This is a genomic window from Cetobacterium somerae (assembly GCF_022430525.1).
GTDB lineage: Bacteria > Fusobacteriota > Fusobacteriia > Fusobacteriales > Fusobacteriaceae > Cetobacterium_A.
The window spans coordinates 1,401,312-1,417,452 of the sequence record NZ_CP092519.1; the positions used below are offsets into that span (position 1 = coordinate 1,401,312).

Annotated in this window: 15 protein-coding genes; 6 read left to right on the top strand and 9 right to left on the bottom strand. The window is 30.9% G+C overall.

The annotated features are described in order from the left end of the window. Positions 1 to 6: 6 nt before the first annotated feature. The 9 genes from murQ to glmS all read right to left on the bottom strand — a co-directional run bounded on the left by murQ (position 7) and on the right by glmS (position 9,367). Positions 7 to 903, bottom strand: coding sequence for an N-acetylmuramic acid 6-phosphate etherase (gene murQ / locus MKD34_RS06425; RefSeq protein ID WP_240218778.1), 897 nt, complete (start codon positions 901 to 903; stop codon positions 7 to 9). Beyond that, positions 904 to 1,752 (bottom strand): MurR/RpiR family transcriptional regulator, encoded by an 849-nt coding sequence (locus MKD34_RS06430; RefSeq protein ID WP_240218779.1) that lies wholly within the window; start codon positions 1,750 to 1,752, stop codon positions 904 to 906. It lies immediately after the preceding gene. Between the two features lie 139 nt (positions 1,753 to 1,891). Then, positions 1,892 to 3,430, bottom strand: a complete 1,539-nt coding sequence (citF, locus tag MKD34_RS06435; protein ID WP_240218780.1) for a citrate lyase subunit alpha — start codon at positions 3,428 to 3,430, stop codon at positions 1,892 to 1,894. Between the two features lie 19 nt (positions 3,431 to 3,449). Next, the gene (locus MKD34_RS06440) at positions 3,450 to 4,322 is read right to left on the bottom strand and encodes an HpcH/HpaI aldolase/citrate lyase family protein (protein WP_040406552.1); all 873 of its coding nucleotides are present in this window, start codon (positions 4,320 to 4,322) and stop codon (positions 3,450 to 3,452) included. A gap of 27 nt (positions 4,323 to 4,349) precedes the next feature. After that, a complete protein-coding gene (gene citD / locus MKD34_RS06445; protein ID WP_185891177.1) occupies positions 4,350 to 4,610 on the bottom strand; it encodes a citrate lyase acyl carrier protein in 261 nt (86 codons plus the stop codon). 80 nt (positions 4,611 to 4,690) lie between these two features. Further along, a complete protein-coding gene (locus MKD34_RS06450; RefSeq protein WP_023050117.1) occupies positions 4,691 to 5,932 on the bottom strand; it encodes a methylaspartate ammonia-lyase in 1,242 nt (413 codons plus the stop codon). A gap of 93 nt (positions 5,933 to 6,025) precedes the next feature. Beyond that, on the bottom strand, positions 6,026 to 7,483 hold the full coding sequence (locus MKD34_RS06455; protein ID WP_023050118.1) for a methylaspartate mutase subunit E: 1,458 nt from the start codon (positions 7,481 to 7,483) through the stop codon (positions 6,026 to 6,028). 22 nt (positions 7,484 to 7,505) lie between these two features. Beyond that, the gene (gene glmL / locus MKD34_RS06460; RefSeq protein ID WP_240218781.1) at positions 7,506 to 8,912 is read right to left on the bottom strand and encodes a methylaspartate mutase accessory protein GlmL; all 1,407 of its coding nucleotides are present in this window, start codon (positions 8,910 to 8,912) and stop codon (positions 7,506 to 7,508) included. A gap of 41 nt (positions 8,913 to 8,953) precedes the next feature. Next, positions 8,954 to 9,367, bottom strand: a complete 414-nt coding sequence (gene glmS, locus MKD34_RS06465; protein WP_240218782.1) for a methylaspartate mutase subunit S — start codon at positions 9,365 to 9,367, stop codon at positions 8,954 to 8,956. A 358-nt stretch (positions 9,368 to 9,725) separates the two neighbouring features. Between glmS and MKD34_RS06470 the strand changes: the two genes are divergently transcribed. From MKD34_RS06470 to recJ, 6 genes are read left to right on the top strand one after another with little or no spacing between them, the layout of a single operon-like run. Further along, positions 9,726 to 10,187: a ribosome maturation factor RimP gene (locus MKD34_RS06470; protein ID WP_240220085.1), complete on the top strand. Its 462-nt coding sequence runs from the start codon at positions 9,726 to 9,728 to the stop codon at positions 10,185 to 10,187. Positions 10,188 to 10,223: 36 nt separating this feature from the next. After that, positions 10,224 to 11,330, top strand: coding sequence for a transcription termination factor NusA (gene nusA, locus MKD34_RS06475; RefSeq protein ID WP_240218783.1), 1,107 nt, complete (start codon positions 10,224 to 10,226; stop codon positions 11,328 to 11,330). Continuing rightward, positions 11,323 to 11,847, top strand: a complete 525-nt coding sequence (locus MKD34_RS06480; protein WP_040406557.1) for a DUF448 domain-containing protein — start codon at positions 11,323 to 11,325, stop codon at positions 11,845 to 11,847. Before nusA ends, MKD34_RS06480 begins: the two co-directional genes overlap by 8 nt. A gap of 24 nt (positions 11,848 to 11,871) precedes the next feature. Continuing rightward, on the top strand, positions 11,872 to 14,040 hold the full coding sequence (gene infB / locus MKD34_RS06485) for a translation initiation factor IF-2 (RefSeq protein WP_240218784.1): 2,169 nt from the start codon (positions 11,872 to 11,874) through the stop codon (positions 14,038 to 14,040). A gap of 16 nt (positions 14,041 to 14,056) precedes the next feature. Then, positions 14,057 to 14,413, top strand: coding sequence for a 30S ribosome-binding factor RbfA (gene rbfA / locus MKD34_RS06490; RefSeq protein WP_023050125.1), 357 nt, complete (start codon positions 14,057 to 14,059; stop codon positions 14,411 to 14,413). Positions 14,414 to 14,417: 4 nt separating this feature from the next. Further along, positions 14,418 to 16,118 (top strand): single-stranded-DNA-specific exonuclease RecJ, encoded by a 1,701-nt coding sequence (gene recJ, locus MKD34_RS06495; RefSeq protein WP_240218785.1) that lies wholly within the window; start codon positions 14,418 to 14,420, stop codon positions 16,116 to 16,118. The last annotated feature ends 23 nt before the right edge of the window (positions 16,119 to 16,141 follow it).

The window sequence follows — 16,141 nt, forward strand, 5'->3', positions numbered from 1 at the left end:
TTGATATTATTTTACTGCTTCTCTTATAAAACCTTTAGATTCATTTAATCTTTCTAATGCTTCTTCTTTATTACATTTTAATAAAACCATTACAATTGCTACTTTTACTTGATTATTAGCTTTTTCTAATGCTTCTTGAGCGACTTCATAACTACACCCCGTTATTTGCATCACGTTATTTTTTGCTCTCTCCTGCAACTTTATGTTAGTAATTTTCAAATCTACCATTAAATTTTCATAAACTTTTCCTATCCCTGTCATTGAAGCAGTACTAATCATATTTAAAATTAATTTTTGAGCTGTCCCTGCTTTCATTCTTGTAGACCCTGTTAAAACTTCAGGACCTACTTCTACCTCTATTGCCACATCTGCTATCTCTCCAATTTTACTTCTCTTATTACACGCAATTGCTATTGTTTTACAACCTAACTTTTTTGCATATTCAATTCCACCTATTGCATAAGGTGTTCTTCCTGATGCTGCTATTCCACAAACTATATCATTTGATGTCAATTCTATTTCATTTAACTCTTCTATAGCTAATTCTTTAGAATCTTCAGCCCCTTCTTGAGCTTCTACAAAAGCTTTTTCTCCTCCTGCTATCAATCCCATTACTTTTGTTTTATCTACTCCAAACGTTGGAGGACATTCCACAGCATCTAAAACCCCTAATCTTCCACTTGTTCCAGCTCCCATATATATCAATCTTCCATTATTATTAAAAGCTTCTATTATTAATTTTACAGCTTTCTCAATCTTTGGAATAACCTCTTGAATACTTTCTGGAACTCTTTTATCTTCTTCATTTATAAGTGTTAGAATCTCTTTTATACTCATACTATCCATGTTCATACTCTTTAAATTTCTTGTTTCTGTTGTTTTTCCTTCCAATATCTTTTCCATTTATTTCTCCACCCATCCCACTATTTTTTTACTTTTTTCTATATATTTTTTTACTTTTCTATAATCTTTTTGCATTAATCTTAAAAAAATACTATCTAGTATTATCATTTGCGCCATTCTCGATGAAATTGCTGAACTTCTTAATATACTTTCTTTAGAAACAACCCCAATATTATAATCACTTAAAGAAGAAAGACTATTTTTGCCAATTGATGTTATTGATACAACACAAACTTTCATATCTTTAGCAATTTTTACAACATCTAAAACTTCTTGCGTTTCTCCTCTATGAGATATTGCTATAACTAAATCTTTTTCATTCATCGTTGAAAGTTTCATAAGTTGCATCTGTTTACTATCATAGTGAACAGTATCTATTTTTATTTTCATTAATTTTAACTCTAAATCTCTAGCTACAATAGATGACATTCCCGCACCTATTATTAAAATACGACCGCTTTCTCTAATTTTTTCTATAATAGTTTCAAAATTTTTATAATCAATTACTCCCACAGTACTATTTAAAGCTTCTATAGTTTCTGCTAATGTTTTTTTTGTAACCTCTTCTAAAGAATCTTCTAAGTCTATATCACTATGTATTTTATTTTTTGATGAACTTTTTTTATTTTCTAAATCTCTTTCTAATTGTAATTTAAATGCTATATATCCTGAAAATCCTATTTTTTTTATAAATTTAATAATTGAAGATTGACTTACTCCTATTTTTTTAGCTAACTCTGTCGAAGTAATCTCTCCTATCAAATTTTTATTTTTAACAACATATGTAGCAATTGTTTTTTCACTTTCAGATAAGTTATTTTTCATACTTTTTATAATATTTTCAATCATATATCCTCCTTTACAGACATATATTACAACATATCAATTCCAAAATCAAGAATTTTTTATTTTATTTTTTATTTTTATATAAGAATATTTTATTCCTATAATTGAATAAAAAAAGTGGAGAAATATTTCTCCACAAACTTTATTTTACTTTTTTTATTGTATCTACAACAGTACCATCTCTATATTCAACAACTGCAACTATTTCATCTTCAAATTCAATTTCATTCTCTTGTCCAGTCATATTTCTAGCTATTTCTCTTAACTCATCTATTGTTTTTATCGGAAGTTTAGAATCTTTAAATTTTTCTAATAAATCTTTTCTTAAAGGATTTATAGCAATTCCTCTTTCAGTTACAAGAATATCAACTGTTTCACCAGGTGTAGTTAATGTTGTAACTTTATCTTTTACAACAGATATTCTAGAGTTAACAAGCTGTGATACTATTATACATAATTTTGAACCTGCAGCTGTATCAGAGTGTCCACCTGATCCTCCCATTATAACTCCATTAGATCCTGTTGTTACATTTACATTAAAGTTTGTATCAATCTCTGTAGCTCCTAAAATAACAACGTCTAACTTATTTACAACTGCTCCTTTATTGTTTGCATTAGCATACATTGATGCTGACATCGTTATGTGTGCTGGATTTTCCTTAGCTGATTTTATAGCATCTAAGTCAAAACATTGAACATCAAACAAAGCTTTAAACAATCCCTCTTTATACATATCAACAATATATCCTGTTATTCCTCCAGATGCAAAACTTCCACAAATCTCTTTTTGCTTCATTATATTTTTTAACTGTGCTGCTACAGCTAAAGATATTCCTCCTGCACCAGTTTGAAAACTCATACCATTCTTTAAGTATCCAGATTCCTCAATAAATTTTGCTGTTAAATCTGCAACTTTTAATCCTATTGGATTTTTAGTTATTTGAGTTGTTCCTGATACAATTCCTTTCGGATCTCCTATTGCATCTACAACTAAAACATAATCCACTAAAGTTTGATTTATTTCAATTGTTGTGTTTGGATACTCAACTAGATTATCTGTTATAGCTACAACTATATTCGCTAGCTCTGCATCTGTATGTGCATATCCTAATGCTCCACAAGCTGATTTCCCATCTACACCATTTATATTTCCGTATTCATCACTTGTAGGAGCTGCCATGAATGCAATATCAATAGTTCTCTCTCCTGATTCAAATATTCTTGCTCTTCCACCATGTGTATGCATTATAGCAGGTCTTTCTAACTTTCCTTGAGATATAGCTTCGGCTACTGGTCCAGATATATATGCTGCATATATTTGAGTTACCACCTTATCTTCTATCATTTTTACTAATCCTTTATGACAAGGAAATATAGAACTTGCTGCTATTGTTATATTTTTATATCCTCTTTTTGCAATCTCTTCCATTACCATATTTAAAACAAAATCCCCATTTCTTAAATGGTGGTGAAACGAAACTACCATCCCATCCTTCAATGGTAATTTATCCATTAATTTATTTAAATCTGTATGTAATTTCGAATCTCGAACAGATATAGTTTTAAATTTAAAATCCTTTTTTATTACTCCATCTTTATTTGAAAGATACCCTTTATATTGTTTTACGTTTCCATATCCTTCTATAAATTCAGGAATTTCTCTTCCTAAAATATTTTTCATTAGAACACCTCACCCTAAATTAATCTAATAATCCAATCATTTCAGCAATTTCTAAAGTTTGGATAGCTCTATTTATAATTGGAAGATCAACCATCTTTCCATCTAAAGAGAACACTCCTAATCCTTCTTTTTCCGCTTCTTCTTTTGCTGCCATAACTCTTAAAGCATGATTTATCTCCTGCTTTGTTGGAGAATACACTTCATGAATTGTATCTATTTGTCTTGGATTTATAGCTAACTTTCCAGAGAATCCTAACATTTTAGCTTTTCTCGAATCTGCAGCTAATCCTTCGTAATCATTTGTATCAGTAAAAGGTGTATCTATTGCATCTACTTTTAATGCTTTACAAGCGTTTACTACCTTTGTTCTAGCATAAAATAACTCTTCCGAATCTTTAGTTCTTTTTACTGCTAAATCTGCTGCTAAATCTTCTCCACCTAATAAAACAGCTTGAATTCTATTAGAAGACTTTATTGTTTCATAAACAGTTTCCACTCCGTAAGCTGTCTCTACTAAAGCATGAACTTTTATAGTTCCTACTTCAAAACCTTCCTCTTTTTCAATTCTTTCTAACTCTTTTTCTAAAATCTCCATATCTTCTGGAGTAGCCTTTGGAAGCAGTATTGCATCTGGCTTTAATCTAGCCATCTTATCTATATCTGTCATTGCAAATGGAGATGATAAAGGATTTATTCTTATTACAACTTCTGTTTCTCCATAATTCATCGTTCTCATAGCTTCTGTTACCAATATTCTTGCTGCATCTTTTTCTGTTAAAGCAACTGCATCCTCTAAATCAAATATTACTGAGTCTGCTCCAAATGTATCTGCTGTTTGTAGCATCCCTGGATTATTTCCAGGCATAAATAACATTGTTCTTCTTAATTTCACACTAACACCTCACCTTAAAAGGAATATTTAACAACCTCTTTTAACAGCTCCCTCAATTCTAGCTCTTATTGTATAATCTAAAGCTCCTTTATCTTGAGCTTTTACTAAAACTGAAGTAATTCCCATCTCTTTTAATTTCTCTTCAATAACCATCTTTATATGATTTCCAAACTGCTTTTCTACAACACTTTCTAATTCAATACTTATTCCATTTTCACTTGGAGTTAACATTATAAATATATCATTAGACTCTAATGTTCCACATTTAGCGGGTTTATTTATTGTCATTCTATTCACCTCTTAGAATTTTCTATAAAATTAAAGGAAAAGGTAGGAGACCCCCACCTTTTCCCAGAATTAAAAGTCTATTACTTTCTTCTGTTTACTAAAGCTTCTACTCTGCTCATTTCGTTGAATACAATCATGTATCCTTCGTCAACACCCATTCCTGGTTTTGCTAAAACTTGAAGAGCTCCACATGCCATAGCTATGTTTGTAGTAACCTCAGCTGATCTGTTAGTCTCGTTACAAGTTCCTCCACAGTAAGAACCAATTCCTACTTTATTACAATAAAGAATTGCATCTGCTATGTTATTTACTCCTCCTAAATCTGGAGTTTTTATTTGAACTACATGTCCAGCTTTAGCATCAGCAAAAGCTGCGATATCCTCATAAGTGTTACACCACTCATCAGCAACTAACTCGATTCCCATGTTTCTTCTATCTACTTCAGCTGTTAATGCTGCTAAAGCTTCAATTTGCTTATCTCTATCCTCTACGTCCATAGGACCTTCAATTCTTAATTTAAATGGTTTTGCTGCATCTACTAATGTTTGTAAATAGTCTGCCATTTTTGTTGTATCTCCATCAAATGCTGCTCCAATTGTTCCGTATACATCTATATGTAAAATAGGAGTATAATCTTCTGAATCTCTTAAGTGGATTATTCTATCTCTTAACCATCCAACATACTCAAGTAATAACTCTCCATTTTTACCTAATTTTGTTTCTACATGATTTATTAAAGCATGTGGTAAAACATCAGCAGATTTTATAATCATTTTGTCTGCATTCTCGTATCTGTTATCTCCTGATTGAGTGAATATAGGTCTTTTTGAAATTTCTAGACCTGTATTATAGTCTTTTTGAATAACTTCAGCCATAGTTACTTTTCTAGCTTTTGCTACAGCATCTAATAAAGCTTGAGTAATTCCATATCTTATAGCAGTATGTAATCTTTTTCCATCTAATAACATTCCATCAAACTCTTCAGCTAATGATTTGAAGTTATCTAACTCTTTTCCAATTAACTTTGGAGCGATTTCTTTTTCAATTACTGGAATAAAATCTTTAGCTAGGAATAATGGGTCTCTTCCTCCCGCACCAGAATATTGTACTGCTGCACAATCTCCAAATGCTACTTGACCATCTTCTAATATTAATTGTACAGAGATTGCTTCTCCAGCTTGTCTAATTGAAGTAAATCCTTCTGTTACTGGCTCTCCTACATAAGCAAATCCATCATGCCCTGCTCCTTTTTTTATAGCTCTTTGGTCATCAAAGTAAAAACCTGTTTTTCCTGCTGAACATACTACATCAACTATTCTCATTTTAATTCCTCCTGATTTTTACGAGGGAGATCTCTCTCCCTAACTTTTATAATAAATCAAATTTTAAATAATATTTTTTTATTTTTATAGAAATTATTTTGTTGCTGGTCTTCCAATTAATGTTCCTTTTCCTACAGCAAATATATCATCTACTGTCATTTGGAAACTTATTTCTCTTCCTTCAAAATCTGCTCTTTCTTGTAATTTAGCAGTATGGAAAGCTTTTATATCCTCTGATAAAGGTAAGTTTCCTGCATTTAAATATCTGATCATTCCATTATTATCTCTTGCTGGTAACATTTTTCCTGCATTATACTTTGATGGTGCAAACGGAATATCTAAAACTCCCTGCTCGAATGCTTTAACAGTTCCTACTGCTAAATCTCCATTTCCTAACTCAAGTACTTTATCAATAATTTGCTTAACTTCTCTTTTTATCATATCTTTTTCAAATTGAACTTCTTCAGAGTTTGGTAAATTTTGTCCTCTTAATAAGTTTAATACCATTTTTGTTGCTCTGATTCCCATTGCGTTAGCTTCTTTTGTTGGTACTCCAATAGCCTCGTGAGGTGTTTTTACGATAACTTTTGTTGCTCCTGCTAATGCTGCTGCTGATGCTCCATTTGAAATAACTCCAAAGGCTTTAGCTTCATCTTCAGGGAATCCTCCCATCCACTGGTGGAATACAGAAGTTAATTGCATATTTTCATAACCAAACTCTTTACAGTACTCTTCAGCTTGCTCCATCATAGATCTTACTGCAGCAACGTCTTGTACTAAGTTTCCACATTGTCCATATCCTAAAGTGATATTTTTAACTCCTTGCTCAGCAGCTAGTAAACACTCAATGATTTGAACAGCATTTGAGATTGATGGTGGAACTAATGTTCCTGTTAATGGTCCAAATGGTTCTCTATTGATAGAAACTCCTTGCTCTTCGTACCATCCAACTAATCTATCACAATATTGCCAATCTCTTATTGTTTGCTCTAAACTTACTGATTTTGCGTAAGGAATGTTATAAGATATTCCTCCACCCTCGTTTGATGTGTACCCAGCAGCTAACATTATCTCTGATAATAATCTAGCATCTGGAGTTCCGTGTCTTAATTGTAAAGGTAAGTTTACTGCTTCTACAACTTCTCTACAACCTTTAACTCCATGGTTTACACCTGGGAATCCATTTAATAATGATCTTCCTGCTTTTTTAGACTCTTCAATTCCTTTTTCACAGTTCTCATATTTATTTTGTCTTGTGTAAGAATCTATTGTAGATGGTAATAAATCAGCTCCACCCTCTTTATCTAAGAAATTTAATAACTCAATATGTTGCTCAATTAAAGCAACTCCTGCTCTTGGTTGAGCTAAAGTTATATTTTTTGCTTTTGCATCTATTAATTTTTTAGCGAAGTTTTTGTGCTCAGGTAAAGCTTTATGATAAGCTACAGCTTCCTCTAAATTTACATCCGCCCCTGTTGGCCACTGCTTTAAAACCTCTTCTCTTACTTTAAAGAACTCTTCATCAGTCCATTTTTTAAATTTTAAATTCATTGATCAGATTCCTCCTCAAAACTTATACTTCAATCAGATATTTTTTCATTATTTTTATCGCTAAATCCGGCTCTTTTTGAGCTAATAATCCCATAGATGATAGAATATATGTTTTATCTACCATAAATTTTGGATTTTCTGGTTTTAAATATATCGGTTCTGCTGGATTAAATTTTCCTGCTTCTAAAATCCCTCTCGGATTTTCACTATGAACGATAACTCCCCCAGTTCCTATTATATAAGGTGCATTTAAAAGATCTTTACCACTTTGATTAAACATTGTTCCCATAGGAGTGTATATACACTCTAAAACTCCACAATGTCTAGTCATCGATAACTCTGTTGCTACTTTAGCCATTGCCTCATCAAACAAAATTTCTTCTTTTGTTTGAGGAACCATTTTTATATGATCATGTCTGTAGTTACAGTGACCTTTTACATCCCATTTTTTATCTACATCATTTAAATAATTTCTTATTTTTCTAGTTCCAGCTGCTTCCAATAAAGAGATTGCCGAATATCTCATTCCTAAATCTCCTTCAACAGTTCTTTTTGCAACAGGATCTTCTAATCCTTTTAACAGAACTCCAGGTTTAGACGGATCACCTTTTCCAATAGAATGAATATCAGTAGTTGCACCACCAATATCAACTATTATCAAATCTCCTATTCCATCCTCTTCATCTGTTCCTTCAGATAGCACTTCTGCCGCTTTTAATACCGCTGCTGGAGTTGGCATTAATATTCCACTGATAAAACTTTCAGCCTTCTTCATTCCTTTTGCTTCTATTATTTTATTCATGAATACTTTTCTTATTTCTTCACGAGCTGGTTCAACGTTAAGTTTATTTATTTTTGGCATAACGTTGTCAGCCATATAATAATCTAATCCTGCTTCAGAAAAAATTCTTTCTATTTCGTCTGATGCTGCTTTATTTCCTGCTACAATAATTGGCTTTCTTATATCATGCTCAACTAATAATCTAGCATTATGTATTATACACTCTTTGTTTCCACCGTCTGTTCCACCAGCTAAAAGAATTATATCTATTGGAGAGTTTTTAATCTCTTCCATCTCACGAGAGTTTAATTCGTATGAGTATGTTTTCATAACTCTTGCCCCTGCTCCTAAAGCTGCTTTTTTCGCTGCTTCAGCTGTCAGTTCTGGAACTAATCCGATTGCAACCATTTTCAATCCACCAGCTGCTGATGAACATGCTATTTTGTCCACAAATTCAACTTGTGATATTGGAACTTCTTTCTCAATTTCTTTTACAAGTTTCTCATAAGCTTTATCAAAACCAATCATTATATCATCTTCTACAGTTGTTATATCTTTAGCAGTTGCTAGAATTCTTTCTCCTACTAAATCTATCGCTGTTAACTTTGTATATGTACTACCAAAGTCAATAGTTAGATAACATTTCATAGAAATCATCTCTTTTCTTTAAGTTTATTAGATTTAGATAATTAAATTCCTAAATCTGATTTTAAATCTTCTGTTGTTAGTTCAATTGGAGTTCCTGGTCTGTAAACTCTATTGAATCCCATAGCTTTAAATCTAGATTCTACATCTGACCACTCTTGTTTTCCAACAACAATGTTTCCTCCAACATAAAGTAAGATATCTTTTAATCCAGCTTCTTCACACTTCTCTCTCATTCCTTGACAGTCTAATTCCCCATGTCCATATAAAGATGATACGATTATTGCATCAGCCTTTGTTTCTACTGCAGCATTAATGAAATCAATTTGTGGAGATAAAACTCCTATATTGATTACTTCAAATCCGTTGCTCTCTAATACATGGTGTATAATTTTATTTCCTACTGCATGACAGTCAGAACCAATTACACCAATTACTACTTTCTTTCCATTTTTCATTGAAAATAACACCTCACTATTTTTTTTCCTATAAAAAACAAACTTTTATAATATATTTTATACACTACGTTTTAAAAAAACACAACAGAAATAATAAATTTATATCGTTGATTTTTCAACTATTTATAAAATATATTATAACTATTCACTTTCAAACTGCCTATTTTATTTTTTTCCTACATTAATATATCTATCTATATAGAATCATATGATTTCATTGATTTTTTTTTATATTTATGCTATACTCTAGTTGGATAATTTATACTAGAGCTGACAAGAGTGGGGAAATCCCACTCTTTCTTTATAGTTTTTATTTGGAAAGAGGTGAAATTTTATGATAAAACTTGATAAAAGAGAGATGGAAGAAACTCTTTTAAAAATAGAGAAAGTTGTTATTCCAGCTATTGAAAAAAGAGAAGTCGATTTAGTTGACTTAGAATATCTTCAAGAAGGTGGATATTTATATGTACGTATTTTTATAGAGAAACCTGAAGGTGATATTACTCTTGAGGATTGTGGTTCTCTTAGCAACGAAATTGACGAAGCTATTGATGCTTTAATTCCTCACAAATTCTTTTTAGAGGTATCTTCTCCTGGAGTTGAAAGACCTTTAAAAAAAGAAACTGATTTTGTTAGATTCAACGGAGAAAAAATTAAGGTTAGTTTAAAGCACAAGCTTAATGATAACAAAAATTTTGAAGGTATTATTGAAGATTTTAAAGATGAGACACTTTTCTTGAATATAAAAGGTGAAATTCTTGAAATACCTTTTAAAGAGATTAAAAAAGCAAATATTGTCTTTGATTTTAGTGATATTTAATTATTTATTTAGTTATAGTTAGGAGGAAAACCCATTATGAAAAGTAAAGATGGAAAAATCTTTTTAGAAGCTCTTGAGCAGCTTGAAAAAGAAAAAGGAATAAACAAGGAAAGTCTTCTTGAAGCAGTAGAACAAGCTATGTTAGCAGCTTATAAGAAGCATTATGGTGAAGAAGAGAATGTTGAGGTAGAAATCAATAGATCAACAGGAGAGGTTAAGGTTTTTGAAATAAAAACTGTTGTTACTGCTGAAGATTTATATGATGCTGCTCTTGAAGTTTCTGTTGAAGATGCTGTTGAAGCTGGTCACAAAAGAGTTAAAGTTGGAGATGTTGTTAAACTTGAGGTTAACTGTGAAGAGTTCAGAAGAAACGCTATACAAAACGGTAAACAAATTGTTATCCAAAAAGTTAGAGAAGCTGAAAGACAAAATATCTTCGATAAATTCAAAGTTAAAGAGCATGACATTATCACAGGTATTATCAGAAGAATTGATGAAAAAAGAAATATATTCATTGAGTTTGATGGATGTGAAGCTATTTTAACTACTGCTGAGCAATCTCCAGCTGATGTTTATAGAGTTGGAGAAAGAATAAAAGTTTACGTTGCTGAAGTAGAAAAAACAAACAAATTCCCTAAAATAGTGATTTCTAGAAAAAATGAAGGATTACTTAAGAAGTTATTTGAATTAGAAATTCCAGAAATTGCTGATGGTGTTATTGAAATTAAATCAGTTGCTAGAGAAGCTGGATCTAGAGCTAAAGTTGCAGTTTACTCAGCTGATGAAAACATCGACACTGTTGGAGCATGTATCGGACAAAAAGGATTAAGAATTAGAAATATTGTTAATGAATTAAATGGTGAAAAAATTGATATCGTTGTTTGGAAAGAAGATGTTGAAGAGTTTGTATCAGCTGTTCTTAGTCCTGCTAAAGTTATCAGTGTTGAAGTTCTTGAAGAAGGAAGTACTGCTAGAGTTTTAGTTGAAAATTCTCAACTTTCTTTAGCTATCGGTAAAAATGGACAAAATGCAAGACTTGCTGCTAAGTTAACTGGTATGAGAGTAGATATTAAAACTGTTGATTCTTTCAAAGCTGAGACAGAAAATAATACTGTTGTTCTAGACGAGGAAGAAAATGCTTAATCATACACCTGAGAGAACTTGTGTAGTTTGTAGAGAAAAAAAGAATAAAAGCGAACTTTTTAGAATCGCAAAAATTAGTGAAAGCAACTATTCATTTGATGAAAAGCAAAAACTTCAAGCTAGAGCAATCTATGTTTGTAAAACTCATGAATGTATTAAAAGAATTTCAAAAAATAAAAAATATAGCCTAAAAATAGAAGATTTACTTACTATGGTGAATCTTCTTAAGAAACAATCTAAAGATTACTTAAATATTTTAAAGGCAATGAAAAACTCTGAACATCTAACTTTCGGTATCAATATGGTTATGGAAGATATTCAACATATCCATTTCCTAATAATCGCTGAGGATATTAGTGAAAAAAATGATAAAAAAATAATTGCAAAAGCTAAGGAATTTAATATTCCTTATGCACACTTTGGGGATAAAGCACAACTTGGTGATATATTTAATAAAGATGAAATCAACGTGATTGCTATAAAAAATAAAAAAGTTGCAAGGGGATTGATAGATTAGGCTATTTGGAGGTGTCTAGATTTTATGAAAATAAGAGTACACGAATTAGCTAGGAAATATGGTTTTGGAAACAAAGAGTTTTTGGATATTTTAAACAATATTGGAATTGATGTACACTCACATCTAGCTGGATTGACTGATGAGCAAGCTAAAATTGCCACAGATTATTTTGCTAAAAAAAATGATGATGTTGTTTCTAACAATGTTTATATAGAGGAGGAAACAATGAAAAAAAACATGGAATTTAATAATGTAGACGATTTTGTAGAGGAGAATCAGCCTGCAAAGAAAAACAAAAATAAAAATAAAAATAAAACTACTGATGAGAACTCTAAAGATGAGGGAAAATCAAAGAAAAGAAAAAAAGGAAGAAGAGCAGATTTCGTTGTAAAGAAAGCTGAACAAGGTCCTGAAATTATTGAAGAAGATGGAATGAAGATTATCAAAATCAGAGGAGAAATTACTTTAGGTGATTTTGCTGATAGACTTGGAATTGGAAGTTCTGAACTTATAAAAAAATTATTCTTAAAAGGTCAAATGTTAACTATCAATAGTCCAATTTCTTTTGAGTTAGCTGAAGAATTAGCTGTTGATTATGATGCTTTAGTTGAGGAAGAGGAAGAAATTGAATTAGATTTCGGAGATAAATTTGCTCTTGAAATCACAGATAGACCAGATGAGCTTGTTGAGAGAGCTCCAGTTATTACAATCATGGGACACGTTGACCATGGAAAAACATCTTTACTAGATGCTATTAGAACAACATCTGTTGCTTCTGGAGAAGCTGGTGGAATTACACAAAAAATTGGAGCTTACCAAATTGATAAAGCTGGCAAAAAAATAACTTTTGTTGATACTCCAGGACACGAGGCGTTTACTGATATGAGAGCTAGAGGTGCTCAAGTTACTGACATCGCAATTCTTGTTGTTGCTGCTGATGATGGTGTTATGCCTCAAACAATAGAAGCTTTATCTCATGCTAAAGCTGCTCATGTACCAATTATTGTTGCTATTAATAAAATTGATAAACCAGAAGCTAATCCTATGAGAGTAAAGCAAGAATTAATGGAGCATGGATTAGTTTCAGTTGAATGGGGAGGAGATACTGAGTTTGTTGAAGTATCTGCTAAAGCTAGAATGAATTTAGATACTCTTTTAGATACAATCTTAATTACTTCTGAGATTTTAGAATTAAAAGCTAACCCTAAGAAAAGAGCTAAAGGTATTGTTTTAGAATCTAGACTAGATCCTAAAGTTGGACCTATTGCTGACGTTTTAATTCAAGAGGGAACTTTAAAAATTGGAGAGGTTATCGTTGCTGGAGAATCTATGGGTAAAGTTAGAGCTCTTGTTAATGATCTAGGAACTAAAGTTCAATCTGCTACAGTTTCTCAACCAATTGAAATTATTGGATTTAACGATGTTCCATCTGCTGGAGATACATTCTATGTTATCCAAAATGAGCAACATGCTAAGAGAATTGTTGAAGAAATGGCAAAAGAAAGAAAAATTGCTGAGGTTAGTAGAAAATCTATCTCTCTTGAAACTCTATCTCAACAAATGGATAACGCTAACATAAAAGAATTAAACTTAATTTTAAGAGCAGATTCTAGAGGATCAGTTGAAGCTTTAAGAGATTCATTATTAAAGCTTTCTCATGAGGAAGTTTTAGTTAACATTATTCAAGCTGCATCTGGAGCTATCACAGAGAGTGACGTTAAACTTGCTGAAGCATCAAATGCAATTATAATTGGATTTAATGTTAGACCAACTACAAACGCTTTAAAAGAAGCAGATTCTAACGGTGTTGAAATTAGAACTTCTAATATCATTTATCATATCACAGAAGATATCGAAAAAGCTCTAACAGGTATGCTTGATCCTGAGTTTAAAGAGATGTACTCTGGAAGAATTGAAATTAAAAAAGTGTTTAAAGTTTCTAAAGTTGGAAATGTTGCTGGATGTGTTGTTGTTGATGGTAAAGTTAGAAAAGATTCAAACATCAGAATATTAAGAAATGGTGTTATTGTTTATGAAGGAAAATTAAATACACTTAAGAGATATAAAGACGATGCTAAAGAAGTTGTTGCTGGTCAAGAGTGTGGTTTAGGAATAGAGAACTTTAACGATATCAAAGAAGGAGATATTGTTGAGGCATTTGATATTATTGAAGTTAAAAGAACTTTAAAGTAAAAGTGGGTGATTTATTATGAATAAAAAAAGATTAGCTGCAATAGAAAAAGAGGTTTCTAGAGTTGTTTCTAAATGTCTTTTCGAAGAGGTTAAAAATCCAAAATTAAAAAAAGCTATGGTTTCTATTACTAGTGTTAGAGTTACTGAAGATTTAAAATTTGCTGATTTATTCTTTAGCATTATGCCAATAGCTGGACAAACTGTTAATAAAAATGAAGTTTTAGAAGGATTAAATGAAATTAAAGGTTTTCTTAGAAAAAGAGTATCTGAAGAACTAGCCTTAAGATATACTCCTGAAATGAGAATTAAACTGGATGATACTATAGAACACGCTATTAAAATCTCCCAGTTACTTGATAGCTTAAAAGGATAATTTTATGCACTGGGAATATAAAGCAGTATCTGAAAATCTTATTGAAACTAAGGCTAGTCAATGGAATGTTTCTAAATTTTTAGCTACTTTACTTTTAAAAAAAGGTTTTTTAGAAAAAGATGAAGTAGATAATTTTCTTAATCCATCTATAAATAAATTTAGAAATCCTTTTGATTTCGAAATGATGGATAGCGTTGTAGAAAAAATAGTTTCAGCTAAAAATAATAAAGAAAAATTATTTGTTTACGGGGACTATGATGTCGATGGAATAACCGCAGCCATCTTCCTTGTATTAGCTTTTAGAGAGATTGGAATTGATATTGATTACTATATTCCTAATAGAATGGATGAAGGATATGGTCTTGATAAAAAGACTATCGACTATATTCATAAAAATTCTGGAAAACTAGTAATTACTGTAGATACAGGAATTAATTCCTATGAGGATGTTGAGTATGCTCATACCCTTGGAATTGAAGTAATTGTTACTGATCATCATAAAAGTGTAAAAGATGAAGAAGAGGATAATATCCTCTTCATTAATCCTAAACTTAGTGATAATTATAAATTTAAATTCTTAGCCGGGGCTGGAGTAGCTTTAAAAGTTGCTCAAGGTGTTTACTCTTACTTAAATGAAGATTTCTCTAAATTATATCAGTTCATGGACGTTATTATGATTGGAACAGTTGCTGATGTTGTTCCTATGTTTGACGAAAATCGAATTATTATAAGTAAAGGTTTAGAAACTCTTAAGAACACTAAAATTAAGGGTTTAGTTTATTTAATGAAGTATTTAAAACTTTATAATAAAGATATTAGTACAACAGATATCAGTTATTTTGTTTCTCCTTTAATAAATTCTTTAGGAAGACTTGGAAATTCTAAATTAGGTGCTGATTTTTTTATGAAAACAGATGATTTTGAAATTTACAATATTATTGAAGAGATGAAAAAAGCCAATAAGCAAAGAAGAGAACTTGAAAGAATGATATTTGATGAAGCAAATAAAATGATTCAACAAAAAGATAATCCTAGTGATTTAAAATATATTTTTGTTGCATCTGAGCGATGGCATCCTGGAGTAATTGGTGTGGTTGCTTCTAGATTAAGTGTAAAATATAATTTACCTGTTGCTATGATCTCTTTAAAAGATGGTATTGCTAAAGCTTCATGTAGAAGTATTCCTGGTGTAAATATTTTCAATATTTTAAAGCTTATTGAAAATAAATTAATACGTTTTGGTGGCCATGATTTGGCTGCTGGATTTATAGCTGATGAAAAAAATCTTCCTGAAATAGAACTTCTATTTCAAAGAGAAATTAGAGTTCATGAGCATAACATAAATCAGCCTAAATTTTTAGAAATCGATCTGGAATTACCTGTCGACAAAATAAATAAAAATCATATTAATGATATTAAAAAATTAGGTCCTTTTGGCCTTGAAAACAAACATCCCTATTTTCTTGATAGAGGAGTTAAAATTATAGATACAAAATTTTTTGGCATTGAAAATAGACATTTTAATGGATTTTTATTAAAAAATGGAAAATCTTATCCTCTTGTAGCTTTTGATTTAAGTTCAAAGTTACACAAAAATAATAAGGATATGCTTTATGATATAATATACTATCCTGAAAAAATTATTAATAAAGGGGAAGAATTTTATCAATTTCGTTTAAAAGATCTTAAATCTCATAAGATTTGAGATATTAATACATAAATACTTTA

Bases quoted from the DNA above. Each gene is read 5' to 3' on its own strand.
- murQ (WP_240218778.1), bottom strand. From the start codon at position 903: ATGGAAAAGATATTGGAAGGAAAAACAACAGAAACAAGAAATTTAAAG.
- MKD34_RS06430 (WP_240218779.1), bottom strand. From the start codon at position 1,752: ATGATTGAAAATATTATAAAAAGTATGAAAAATAACTTATCTGAAAGT.
- citF (WP_240218780.1), bottom strand. From the start codon at position 3,430: ATGAAAAATATTTTAGGAAGAGAAATTCCTGAATTTATAGAAGGATAT.
- citD (WP_185891177.1), bottom strand. From the start codon at position 4,610: ATGACAATAAATAAACCCGCTAAATGTGGAACATTAGAGTCTAATGAT.
- MKD34_RS06450 (WP_023050117.1), bottom strand. From the start codon at position 5,932: ATGAGAATAGTTGATGTAGTATGTTCAGCAGGAAAAACAGGTTTTTAC.
- MKD34_RS06455 (WP_023050118.1), bottom strand. From the start codon at position 7,483: ATGAATTTAAAATTTAAAAAATGGACTGATGAAGAGTTCTTTAAAGTA.
- glmL (WP_240218781.1), bottom strand. From the start codon at position 8,912: ATGAAATGTTATCTAACTATTGACTTTGGTAGTACATATACAAAGTTA.
- glmS (WP_240218782.1), bottom strand. From the start codon at position 9,367: ATGAAAAATGGAAAGAAAGTAGTAATTGGTGTAATTGGTTCTGACTGT.
- MKD34_RS06470 (WP_240220085.1), top strand. From the start codon at position 9,726: ATGGAAGAAACTCTTTTAAAAATAGAGAAAGTTGTTATTCCAGCTATT.
- nusA (WP_240218783.1), top strand. From the start codon at position 10,224: ATGAAAAGTAAAGATGGAAAAATCTTTTTAGAAGCTCTTGAGCAGCTT.
- MKD34_RS06480 (WP_040406557.1), top strand. From the start codon at position 11,323: ATGCTTAATCATACACCTGAGAGAACTTGTGTAGTTTGTAGAGAAAAA.
- infB (WP_240218784.1), top strand. From the start codon at position 11,872: ATGAAAATAAGAGTACACGAATTAGCTAGGAAATATGGTTTTGGAAAC.
- rbfA (WP_023050125.1), top strand. From the start codon at position 14,057: ATGAATAAAAAAAGATTAGCTGCAATAGAAAAAGAGGTTTCTAGAGTT.
- recJ (WP_240218785.1), top strand. From the start codon at position 14,418: ATGCACTGGGAATATAAAGCAGTATCTGAAAATCTTATTGAAACTAAG.